The organism is Winogradskyella sp. ABM4_392, from assembly GCF_056160445.1.
Genome location: NZ_JBSWXE010000001.1, coordinates 130402 through 142208, shown reverse-complemented (window position 1 = coordinate 142208; position 11807 = coordinate 130402). Strand labels below are relative to the sequence as shown.

Annotated in this window: 9 protein-coding genes; 5 read left to right on the top strand and 4 right to left on the bottom strand. The window is 34.1% G+C overall.

From position 1 onward, the window contains the following. The first annotated feature begins 114 nt into the window (after positions 1–114). The 3 genes from ileS to ACXAFS_RS00515 all read left to right on the top strand — a co-directional run bounded on the left by ileS (position 115) and on the right by ACXAFS_RS00515 (position 4827). Complete coding sequence (ileS, locus tag ACXAFS_RS00525; protein ID WP_475304596.1) at positions 115–3546, top strand: isoleucine--tRNA ligase; 3432 nt, start codon at positions 115–117, stop codon at positions 3544–3546. A gap of 5 nt (positions 3547–3551) precedes the next feature. Continuing rightward, positions 3552–3935, top strand: a complete 384-nt coding sequence (locus ACXAFS_RS00520) for a TraR/DksA family transcriptional regulator (protein WP_475304594.1) — start codon at positions 3552–3554, stop codon at positions 3933–3935. Positions 3936–4161: 226 nt separating this feature from the next. Continuing rightward, positions 4162–4827 (top strand): lipoprotein signal peptidase, encoded by a 666-nt coding sequence (locus tag ACXAFS_RS00515; protein ID WP_475304592.1) that lies wholly within the window; start codon positions 4162–4164, stop codon positions 4825–4827. On the opposite strand, the gene ACXAFS_RS00510 is transcribed toward ACXAFS_RS00515, so the two are convergent. Genes ACXAFS_RS00510 through ACXAFS_RS00495 form a run of 4 tightly spaced genes read right to left on the bottom strand, consistent with a single transcriptional unit; the run spans position 4781 to position 7644 of the window. Beyond that, a complete protein-coding gene (locus ACXAFS_RS00510) occupies positions 4781–5344 on the bottom strand; it encodes a 5-formyltetrahydrofolate cyclo-ligase (RefSeq protein ID WP_475304591.1) in 564 nt (187 codons plus the stop codon). The genes ACXAFS_RS00515 and ACXAFS_RS00510 overlap by 47 nt on opposite strands. Beyond that, positions 5344–6309, bottom strand: a complete 966-nt coding sequence (locus tag ACXAFS_RS00505) for a succinylglutamate desuccinylase/aspartoacylase family protein (protein ID WP_475304589.1) — start codon at positions 6307–6309, stop codon at positions 5344–5346. The genes ACXAFS_RS00510 and ACXAFS_RS00505 overlap by 1 nt, the downstream gene beginning before the upstream one ends. Positions 6310–6350: 41 nt before the next feature. Beyond that, the gene (gene rimK / locus ACXAFS_RS00500; protein WP_475304588.1) at positions 6351–7226 is read right to left on the bottom strand and encodes a 30S ribosomal protein S6--L-glutamate ligase; all 876 of its coding nucleotides are present in this window, start codon (positions 7224–7226) and stop codon (positions 6351–6353) included. Continuing rightward, complete coding sequence (locus ACXAFS_RS00495; protein WP_475304587.1) at positions 7201–7644, bottom strand: ATP-dependent zinc protease family protein; 444 nt, start codon at positions 7642–7644, stop codon at positions 7201–7203. The genes rimK and ACXAFS_RS00495 overlap by 26 nt, the downstream gene beginning before the upstream one ends. Before the next feature lie 94 nt (positions 7645–7738). Here ACXAFS_RS00495 and uvrC point away from each other — a divergent pair, with 94 nt between their 5' ends. Continuing rightward, the gene (gene uvrC, locus ACXAFS_RS00490) at positions 7739–9532 is read left to right on the top strand and encodes an excinuclease ABC subunit UvrC (protein WP_475304585.1); all 1794 of its coding nucleotides are present in this window, start codon (positions 7739–7741) and stop codon (positions 9530–9532) included. A gap of 1 nt (position 9533) precedes the next feature. Then, positions 9534–11798, top strand: a complete 2265-nt coding sequence (locus tag ACXAFS_RS00485; protein WP_475304584.1) for a patatin-like phospholipase family protein — start codon at positions 9534–9536, stop codon at positions 11796–11798. Positions 11799–11807: the final 9 nt, after the last annotated feature.

Sequence of the window (11807 nt, the reverse complement as noted above, 5' to 3'; positions counted from 1 at the left end):
TAATAAAAGCAAAGGCTATTTCGTAACTAATAAGATAGCCTTTTGTTTTCAATAAACACACCTTATTTTTAGCAAAAAATCATTAATTTCGCACCTCGAAAAGAAATGCGAATAATGAGTACAAAGTTCCCTGAATATAAAGGACTTAACTTGCCAAAAGTTGCTGAGGACATCAATAGCTATTGGGAAGCTAATAATATCTTTGAAAAAAGTGTAACTACCAGAGAAGGCAAAGAACCTTACGTGTTTTTTGAAGGACCACCTTCTGCCAACGGTTTGCCAGGTGTACACCACGTCTTGGCTCGTGCTATAAAAGACATCTTTCCACGTTACAAAACCATGAAAGGATTCCAGGTAAAGCGTAAAGCAGGTTGGGATACACACGGTTTGCCAGTAGAATTGGGTGTTGAAAAAGAATTAGGCATTACCAAAGAGGATATTGGAACTAAAATTACGGTTGAAGAATACAACGAAGCGTGTAAAAAAGCCGTAATGCGTTATACAGATATTTGGAACGACCTTACCAAGAAGATGGGTTATTGGGTAGATATGGATGACCCATATATTACTTACAAGTCCAAATATATGGAAAGCGTTTGGTGGTTGTTAAAGCAGATTTATGATAAAAATTTGTTGTACAAAGGCTACACCATTCAGCCATATTCGCCAAAAGCAGGTACAGGATTAAGTTCGCACGAGCTTAACCAACCAGGAACCTATCAAGACGTTACAGATACAACGGTTGTTGCTCAGTTTAAAGCCATAGCTGAAACATTGCCAGATTTCCTTCAAGATGAAGGCGATATTCATTTCTTAGCTTGGACGACTACACCTTGGACCTTGCCAAGTAACACAGCTTTAACTGTTGGACCAAAGATTGACTATGTTTTAGTCGAAACAATAAATCCTTACACTAATACTGTGAATAAAGTTATCCTTGCCAAGGATTTATTTCATAATCATTTTGTAGATCCATATAAAGGTGCTGTAGAGGTCGGAAGAAAAGTGAAAGTTGAAGAGCACGAAGATCCAGATATACTTTTTAAAGGTGCAAAACCAAAAGAATGGGCAATTCTTAAAGAATTCAAAGGAAAAGATTTGGTTGGTATCAAGTACGAGCAATTGCTAGACTACGCTTTACCAAACGATAATCCTGAGAATGCCTTTAGAGTAATTTCTGGAGATTTTGTTACCACCGAAGATGGTACAGGTATTGTTCACACAGCACCAACTTTTGGTGCAGATGATGCCTTGGTGGCAAAACAGGCTACACCAGAAGTGCCACCAATGTTGGTAAAAGATGAGAATGGAAATTTAGTGCCTCTTGTAGATTTACAAGGTCGTTTTAGACCAGAAATGGGTGAGTTTGCAGGTAAGTACGTAAAAAACGAATATTACAACGATGGCGAAGCACCAGAGAAATCTGTAGATGTAGAACTTGCCATTAAATTAAAAATAGAAAACAAAGCCTTTAAGGTTGAGAAATATAAGCACAGCTACCCAAATTGTTGGAGAACAGATAAGCCAATTCTATACTATCCGTTAGATTCTTGGTTCATTAAAGTCACTGACGTTAAAGGTAGAATGCACGAGCTGAATACTACTATAAACTGGAAACCTAAATCAACAGGTGAAGGTCGTTTTGGTAATTGGTTGGCTAATGCTAACGATTGGAATTTATCACGTTCACGTTTTTGGGGAATTCCATTGCCAATCTGGAGAACTGAAGATGGTAAAGAGCAGTTGTGCATAGGTTCTGTTGAAGAATTAAAAAGTGAAATCGCAAAAGCTGTTGGAGCAGGAGTAATGCCTGAAGATATATTTGCAGACTTCGAAGTCGGTAATATGTCTGAAGCTAATTACGAAAAAATAGACCTACATAAAAATGTAGTTGATAAAATCGTTTTAGTATCACCTTCAGGAAAACCTATGAAGCGTGAAAGCGACTTAATAGACGTTTGGTTCGATTCTGGTTCTATGCCTTATGCACAATGGCATTATCCGTTTGAAAACAAAGATTTCATTGACAAGAAAGAAGCATTTCCGGCCGATTTTATTGCAGAAGGTGTAGACCAAACACGTGGTTGGTTCTATACATTGCACGCTATCGGAACAATGGTTTTCGATTCTGTGGCATACAAAAATGTAGTGTCAAACGGATTGGTTTTAGATAAGAATGGACAAAAAATGTCTAAGCGTTTAGGCAATGCTGTAGACCCATTTGAAACTTTGGCAAATCACGGAGCAGACGCAACGCGATGGTATATGATAAGCAATGCCAACCCTTGGGACAATTTAAAGTTTGATATTGAAGGCGTAGAGGAAGTAAAGCGTAAGTTTTTCGGAACGCTTTACAATACGTATTCATTCTTCAGTTTATATACCAATTTAGATGGATTTAAATACGAAGAAGCAGATATTCCTCTAAATGAAAGACCAGAATTAGACCGTTGGATTTTGTCTGAATTAAATACTTTAATCAAAAAGGTAGATGCGTTTTATGCAGAGTATGAGCCAACAAAGGCTGCGCGAGCTATTTCAGACTTTACTCAAGATTATCTAAGTAACTGGTATGTGCGTTTAAGTAGAAGACGTTTCTGGAAAGGCGATTACCAATCTGATAAAATTTCTGCATACCAAACGCTATATACGTGTATGGAAACCATCGCTAAACTTGGTGCACCAATAGCGCCATTCTTTATGGATCGTTTGTATTTAGATCTTAATGCAGTAACTCAAAAAGAAGGTTTTGAGAGTGTGCATTTAGCGGAATTCCCTAAAGTAGATGAGAGTACTATTGATAAAGTACTAGAGCGCAAAATGGAAAACGCGCAGACAATATCTTCTTTAGTATTATCGTTAAGAGCTAAAGAGAAGATTAAGGTGCGTCAGCCACTTCAAAAAATAATGATTCCTGTTGATAATGACCAACAAAAGGAAGAGATAGAAGCGGTTTCAAGTTTGATAAAACACGAAGTAAATATCAAGGATATTGAGCTTCTACAAGACGCTTCAGATATTTTGGTAAAACAAATAAAACCAAATTTTAAAGCACTTGGTCCACGTTTTGGTAAGGATATGAAGTTGATAGCCAGCACAATAAGTGCGTTTTCGGCAGAAGACATCAAAAAAATCGAGCAAAACGGAAATTTAGACGTTGAAATTAACGGAAAAAACATTAATTTGGGACTTGATGATGTTGAAATTACGTCTCAAGATATTGAAGGATGGCTTGTTGCAAATGAAGGTGCTTTAACGGTAGCTTTAGATGTTACAATCACAGAAGAACTGCGTAAGGAGGGTATTGCACGTGAGCTCGTAAACCGCATTCAAAATTTGCGCAAAGATTCTGGATTTGAAGTTACTGATCGTATAGATGTACAACTCCAAAATGATGCCCAAGTTGCAGCTGCAATCGCTTCAAATGAAGATTATATCAAGTCGGAGACATTAACCGAAGAATTACAATTAATGGATAATTTAAACGATGGTATAGAAATTGCTTTCGATGAGGTAAATACTAAGTTATTCATTCAAAAACATTAAAAACTATGGCAACAGATACTACAAATAGATATTCAGATAAGGATTTAGAAGAATTCAGAGTTTTAATTCAGGAGAAAATCGATAAAGCTGAGCACGATTTAGAGTTAATTAAAAGCGCTTATATGAACGACCATAATAATGGTACAGACGATACATCACCAACTTTCAAGGCTTTTGAAGAAGGTAGTGAGACTATGAGTAAGGAAGCAAACTCGGCTTTGGCAATTCGTCAGGAAAAGTTTATTCGCGATTTAAAAAATGCCTTAATCAGAATTGAAAACAAAACCTATGGTGTTTGTCGTGTTACAGGAAAATTAATCAATAAAGAACGATTAAAACTTGTACCACACGCAACGCTAAGTATCGAAGCTAAAAACATGCAGAAGTAGCAGAATCCCTTTGAAAAAAGGGATCTCATGATAGAGTTAAGTAATTTAATTACGATATTAGATTAGACCTCACAGGTTTCTAAAACCTTTGAGGTTTTTTGTTTTATGTCTATTGTGTAGAGCTTAAGAACATCAATGTTCTTATTCAGTTGCAAGACAAGAATAATCCGTTACATTTGTGATATTGTTTAACATCAAGAGATTTCTGCCTTCGCAGGAATATATTATGTCTTTAAAGAAAGCCTCGATAATTATTATTCTTATTTTACTAGTTGATCAGATTAGTAAAATTTACATCAAAACTCATTTTGCGTTAAATGATGATGTCACTGTGTTTTCATGGTTTAAAATTGCTTTTGTGGAGAATGATGGCATGGCTTGGGGAACTAAACTGAGCGATTTCTTCACTTTTATTTCAGATAAATCAGCAAAACTTATTTTAACGCTTTTTAGAATTGTGGCTGTTACAGGTATTGGTTTTTGGTTGGTAGATGTCACCAAAAAGAAAAAATCTAAAACATTAATATTTGCTATTTCTATAATATTTGCAGGTGCCTTGGGTAATATTTTAGATTCTGTTTTTTATGGGATTTTATTTGGTGATAGTCACATGCAAGTGGCTGAGTTTCTTCCTGAAGATGGAGGTTATGCAGGTGTGTTTTATGGTAATGTAGTAGATATGTTGCACTTCCCAATTTGGAGTGGTGTTTTGCCAGAATGGTTACCAATAATTGGTGGAAAGTACTTTTCTTTTTTTGATCCTGTTTTTAATGTCGCAGATATGGCTATTAGTACAGGAATCGGTATTCTGATTTTATTTAATAAAAAGGCTTTTAAAGAAGATTCTAAAACTGATATACTAGGTTCGGAGTTACACAATAATCTAGACTAACATCATTATCGTCTATTTCAAAAAGTTCGGTTTCAACTTCAAAAAATGACAATCCAATTTTTATAGTTTCAGGTTTGCAGTTGCTCAAAAAACGGTCGTAAAATCCTTTGCCGTAACCGATTCGGTTTCCTGTTTTATCAAAAGCTAAAAGTGGTACAAACACGACTTCTATTTGTGATGAATTAATTTCTATACCATCAACAGGCTCTGGAATATTATGATTATTTTTTCTGATTGTAGTATTATCTGTTAAAAGAAAATGTGTCATAGAAGTATCTTCAAAATTACTTTTAGATATTACTATGTTTTTATCTTTTCCTGCTAGAATATTTAAGATGTATTCTGTGTTTACTTCTTTTTGTTCTTCAATACTCAAAAAAGTATGATAGAACGACTTATTCCAAATATCAAGTTGTAATAATTGATTAGCAATGGCTAGACTAAAATCTTCAACTTGCTCTAAGCTATGTGATTTCCTTAAAGCTTTATATTTTTTACGAAGCTCAGATTTTGTCATTATTTCATCTTTGTTGAAATATGAAAAATAGCATCTCCTTGATAAATAATTGGAGATTCGTTTACATTAAAAATATAACCATTATTAGGTGCTTTTACAAAATGGTTAAAACTACCGTAAGGATCTGTAATATGGCCTAAAACATCACCTTTCTTTACTTGAGTGTTTACATTTACAGTAGCCTTAAACATACCAGAATGGCTGGCTCTAATCCATTTACTCTCTAAAATTTTAATACAGTTTTTCTTAGGTTTAGAGGCTTTGAATTTTCGGTTGAGCATACCCAAATGATTCAAAATACGTTTAGTACCATTAACACCTGTGTTTGTTACTGTATTGTCTATGTGGAAGGATTTTCCGCCTTCAAACAAAAGCATTGGAATCCCTAATTTGTAGCAGGTGTTTCTAAAGGATTTATTAAGATTTTTAGAATAATAAATTATTGGTGCACCAAAAACTTGAGCAAGTTCGTCAAGGACAATTTCATTTTTAATAATTCTGATTTGAGCTGCATTAAAACGGTCTGCACCACCTGTATGAAAGTCTAAAATTAAATCTGCATGTGGTACAATTTCAGTCATCAATTTATGAGCTACTCTGCTGGCTAATGAGCCGCTTTTAGCACCAGGAAATACTCGATTTAAGTCTCTTCCATCAGGAAACTCTCTGTCCATATGAATAAATCCAAAAACGTTAATAACAGGAATACAAATAATAGTTCCCTTTTTTGGTTTATTGATGCCTTTAGAAATGATTTGACGTACTACCTCAACTCCATTAACCTCGTCACCATGGATTCCTGCAGTAATTAAAACCGTTGGGCCAGGCTTTTTAGAACGTTCTATAATTACTGGGACTTCTATAGTGTTTTGAGTGTGTAGTTTGGCAACACTAAAACTAACCTTGGCACTTTCTCCAAGTGCAACTTTTTTTCCTAAAATATGTAGTACTTCCTTTTCGCTCATATTTATGTCTTGCAAAAGCAATAGTCACTTTTTAATAAAACTTATCTTCTATTCCTTTCAATAAAGGTAATGATAGCACGAGCTATGTTTTTTTGGGTAGCTCCTTCTATGCCTTCTAATCCTGGTGTTGAGTTTACCTCCATAATTAATGGACCTCTTGAAGATTGTAGCATATCAACTCCACAGACAGGAAGTTTTAATGCACGTGCTGCTTTTATGGCTAATTTTAGTTCATCTTCCGAAAGTCTAATGAGATTAGCTTTACCTCCTCTGTGTAAGTTAGATCTAAATTCTCCTTCTTTTCCTTGTCGTTTCATTGCACCAACAACTTGTCCATCTACAATTAATGCTCTTAAATCTGCACCTTTTGCTTCTGCAATAAATTCTTGCACTAGTGCTCTGGCTTGTAATCCGTTGAAAGCTTCTAGAACAGACTCAGCCGCATTCTTGGATTCTGCTAAAACAACACCAAGACCTTGTGTGCCTTCGAGCAATTTTATAATAACTGGTGGTCCACCAACATGGTCTAAAACTTCTTCAACATCTCTAGAGTAGTTTGTGAAAACAGTCTTAGGCATACCAATGCCAGCCTTAGATAAACGTTGAAAACTGCGTAGCTTGTCTCTACTTCTTAAAATAGCATCAGAGGTTACGGTAGTAAAGACATTCATCATTTCAAATTGTCTAACTACAGCACATCCATAAAAAGTAACAGATGCGCCAATACGAGGAATTACAGCATCTACGTAGTCTAAATAACGATCTTTATAATAAATAGTTGGTTTTTCCTTTTCTATTATTATATCGCATTTTAGAGGGTCGATAACTTCAACCTCATGACCTCTGTTTTCACCTTCCTCTATTAGGCGACGCGTAGAATATAATTGCGAATTACGCGAAAGAATGACAATGTTCATTAGCAGTGTGTTTAAACGATTGATTTTCTAAGTCAACATCGACTAAGAATTTTTGCTTTAGAAATTGACGACCAATTAAGACCGGAAATTTCATATCGTCTCTAGTGCTTAAAGTTAAGTTAATCTTATAGCTTTTTCCAAAGAATATAGCCGTAGTTTTTATTTTGTAACGATTTTCTCTATGACCATTACTGCTTTTAACATCTGTAAAAGAATAGTTTTTAAAGATGACTTCTTTACCATTAAAGTTAGGATGCCCTTTACTTTCAAAGGTGCAGTAAAGTTTACCATTCTCTTCTTTTATTTTAGAGCAATGTATTGCTGAAGTGTAGGCGCCAGTATCTATTTTTACATCAATATTACTGAGATGTAATTCAGGGAAGTTTATTTTATCAACGCGTCCCAAAACTTTCTTCATAGTCTATTTTTATTTTTTAAAAAAGTGGCGCAAGATAGTCATAAAGTTTATTCAAAAAACATAAAAAAATTATCTAATTGTTACCTTTGAAACAATGCCAAAAACAAGTCTAGATATACAGATAAAAACGCTTCCGCACCAACCTGGTGTTTATCAATATTTTGATGAAAATGATAAGTTGATTTATGTAGGTAAGGCTAAGGATTTAAAAAAACGTGTTAGTAGTTACTTCACCAAGCACCATGATTATGGTAAAACCAGAGTACTGGTAAAAAACATTACTTCTGTAAAACATATTGTCGTTGAGACAGAGAGTGATGCCTTACTGCTTGAAAACAACCTTATAAAAAAATATCAGCCTAAGTATAATGTAATGCTTAAGGATGATAAATCTTATCCTTGGATTTGTGTAAAGAATGAAAGATTTCCGCGTGTTTTCCCCACACGTAGAGTGATTAAGGATGGTTCAGAATATTTTGGACCATACACTAGTATGAAAACCGTAAAAACCTTGCTAGGATTAATTAAGGGATTATATCAATTACGGACATGTAACTACGATTTGTCAGAAACTAAAATCGAATCAGGCAAATACAAAGTATGCTTAGAGTATCATTTAGGAAATTGCAAAGGTGCTTGCGAAGGTCATGAAACAGAAGAAGAATATCAATCTAATATTGTCGCTATACGCGAAATTTTAAAAGGAAATTTTAAAGATTCCTTGCAGCAATTCAGAGTTCAAATGAAACAGTATGCAGAAGCCATGCAATTTGAAGATGCTCAGAAAATCAAAGATAAACTTGAAATTTTAGAAAACTATCAGGCCAAGTCTACCATTGTAAACCCAAGAATCAGTAATGTAGATGTCTTCTCAATTGTGAGTGACGAAACGTATGCTTACATTAACTTTTTGCAATTAAGTTATGGTTCTATAATAAGGTCACATACGCTAGAGTTAAAGAAAAAATTACAAGAAACCGATAAAGAGCTTCTAGAGATTGCTATAACTGAAATAAGACAGCGTTTTAATTCAAATTCTAAAGAAATATTTGTACCGTTTAAGGTAGATTTAGGAGAGGAAGTTAAGGTATCAGTGCCAAAACTTGGCGATAAAAAAAGTTTGGTAGACTTATCGCAACGTAATGCCAAGTATTACAGAATGGATAAGCTAAAGCAAATAAAAATAGTAGATCCAGACCGTCATGCCAATAGAATTATGGCACAAATGAAAGCCGATTTGCGGTTGTCTGAAGAACCAAGACACATTGAATGTTTTGATAACTCAAACATACAAGGTACAAATCCTGTAGCAGCATGTGTAGTTTTTAAAAATGGAAAACCAAGTAAAAAAGACTATCGTCATTTTAATATAAAAACGGTTGAAGGTCCAGATGACTTTGCGTCTATGGAGGAGGTAGTTTATAGACGTTACAAGCGCTTGTTAGAAGAAGATGAGCCATTGCCTCAACTCATAATTATAGATGGAGGTAAAGGGCAATTATCATCGGCATTAAAGAGTCTTGATATCTTAGGTTTAAGAGGGAAGATAGCTATTATCGGAATTGCAAAACGTTTAGAAGAATTATTTTATCCAGATGACCCAATTCCCTTATATTTAGATAAAAAAAGTGAAACACTAAAAATCATTCAGCAATTACGTAACGAAGCGCATCGTTTTGGTATAGAACATCATAGGAACAGACGTAGTAAAGGAGCTTTAAAAACAGAACTCGAAAACATTCCTGGTGTTGGTGAGCAAACCATTATAGATTTAATGAAGCAATTTAAAACCGTTAAACGTATTGCCAATGCTAAACTTGACGAGTTAGAAGGAGTAATAGGTGTGTCACGAGCAAGTAAAGTTTATAATTATTATCATAAAGAATAAGTTGAAAGAAAACCTCAAACATTACATAAAAACTGGCTTATGTACATTTCTACTATTTCAAATATTCTTTTGGAATAGTAAACTGATTGCCCAAGAAACCAAAGCCAAAGAGCCAAAAGTAGGTTTGGTGCTAAGTGGTGGAGGTGCAAAAGGATTTGCACATATAGGTGCTTTAAAAGTGATAGATAGCTTAGGAATAAAAATAGATTATGTTGCTGGCACTAGTATGGGAGCTATAATAGGCTCCTTGTATGCTACAGGATATTCTGGCCAGCAATTGGAAGACTTATTTAATACTGTAGATTTTGATGAACTTATTAATGATGAATTTCCTAGGGAAGCAAAATCGTTTTATGAACGAGAAAGTGAAGAAAAATATGCTATAAATCTGCCATTCGATAACTTTAAAATAAACTTACCTTCAGGTTTATCAAGAGGTCAGAATGTATACAATCTTTTATATCAACTCATGCTTCCTGTAAATGAAGTTAGAGATTTTGAAAAGCTTCCGATTCCTTTCTTTTGTATGGCAACTAATATAGAAACAGGTGAGTCTTTAATTTTAGATAAAGGCAGTTTAGCTGAGGCTGTAACAGCAAGTGGTGCACTACCTTCAATTTTTCAACCCGTTGTTATTGAGGACAAGATTTTGATAGATGGAGGCGTAACCAATAATTTTCCTATAGAAGAATTAAAAGCTAAAGGGATAGATATAATTATTGGTGTGGATGTACAAGATGATTTGAGAGATAAGGAGGCTTTGAAAACTGCACCTGAAATATTATTACAGATTAATAATTTCAGAACTATCAATGCCATGAAGAATAAAGCATCAATGGCTGATATTTATATAAAACCAGATATTGCTAATTTCTCTGTGCTTTCATTTGATGAAGGTCACGATATTATAGCTAATGGAGAAGCGGCAGCCAGGCAAAACTTAGATGCATTACATAGGATTAAATTATCTCAAAAAAATAGTATTACACGTCCATATTTAAAGATTGTAGACAGTATAAAGATTAGGTCAATAACAATTGATGGCAATGAGCGCTACACAAGATCATATCTTCTTGGTAAATTGAAATTAAGAGGAAAGGAAATTCTAAGTTATGAGGATTTTAAAAAGCGAATAAACAATGTTATTGCAACAAATAATTTTGAGACTTTCAGATATCAGTTAAAGCCAACAGATAGCATAAATGAATTTAGGTTGTATGGTAATATCCGAGAATCTGAGGCAACTATGTTTTTGAAATTAGGAATACATTATGATGCTTTGTATAAAAGTGCCATTTTAGCAAACCTTACGAAGAAAAGATTGCTGTTTGACAATGATATAGCGTCTTTGGATATTGTTCTTGGTGATAATTCCAGATTTAATTTTGACTATTTTGTAGACAAAGGTTTTTATATAAGCTTAGGTATAAAATCAAGGTATAATCAATTTGATAAAAATATTAATCCTCAATTAACTTTAGAAGAAGGTTCTCCACTTTTAAATGATTTGAACAGAATAGATGTAAAACTTCAAGATTTTACCAATCAAGTATATTTACAAACACTTTTTAGAAAAGATTTTTCTTTACGTTTAGGTGGTGAGCATAAAAGATTAAAAATAACTTCAGAAACATTGTTCTCAGAAAATCAGGAGGATGATTTTGTGTTTGAAAACACAGACTATTTCAGTGTTTTTGGAAAATTGAAATATGACAGTTATAGCCATCCTGTTTTTCCAAAAAGAGGTGCTTACTTTAGTGGCGATTTCCATTGGTATTTAAATGCCTCAGATTTTATTCCAGGTTTTGAACCTTTTTCTATAGCAAAAGCAGATTTAGGGTATGCATTTAGCTTTAGTGATAAAGTCGCATTTAAAACCGAGACAAGTGGTGGCTTTAGAATTGGTAATGCTTCAACATCTACTCTAGGTTTTGCATTAGGTGGCTATGCCGAAAATTTTATAAATAATTTTTATAGTTTTTACGGTTATGATTTTGTAGATATCACAGGTGATAGTTTTGTAAAAGCATGTTTTACTTTAGATTATGAATGGTTAAAAAATCATCATATAATTCTGGCGGCAAATTACGCCAATGTAGAAAACGGACTATTTGACACTGGTAATTGGCTTTCATCACCTGACTATACAGGTTACGCCATAGGATATTCTCTGGAGACCTTCATTGGTCCATTAGAGGCTAAGTACACTTATTCCCCAGAAACAGGTGAAGATTATTGGTTTTTTAACCTTGGGTTTTGGTTTTAAATTAAAATT

Coding starts and splice junctions, on each gene's coding strand:
- ileS (WP_475304596.1), top strand. CDS start 115: ATGAGTACAAAGTTCCCTGAATATAAAGGACTTAACTTGCCAAAAGTT.
- ACXAFS_RS00520 (WP_475304594.1), top strand. CDS start 3,552: ATGGCAACAGATACTACAAATAGATATTCAGATAAGGATTTAGAAGAA.
- ACXAFS_RS00515 (WP_475304592.1), top strand. CDS start 4,162: ATGTCTTTAAAGAAAGCCTCGATAATTATTATTCTTATTTTACTAGTT.
- ACXAFS_RS00510 (WP_475304591.1), bottom strand. CDS start 5,344: ATGACAAAATCTGAGCTTCGTAAAAAATATAAAGCTTTAAGGAAATCA.
- ACXAFS_RS00505 (WP_475304589.1), bottom strand. CDS start 6,309: ATGAGCGAAAAGGAAGTACTACATATTTTAGGAAAAAAAGTTGCACTT.
- rimK (WP_475304588.1), bottom strand. CDS start 7,226: ATGAACATTGTCATTCTTTCGCGTAATTCGCAATTATATTCTACGCGT.
- ACXAFS_RS00495 (WP_475304587.1), bottom strand. CDS start 7,644: ATGAAGAAAGTTTTGGGACGCGTTGATAAAATAAACTTCCCTGAATTA.
- uvrC (WP_475304585.1), top strand. CDS start 7,739: ATGCCAAAAACAAGTCTAGATATACAGATAAAAACGCTTCCGCACCAA.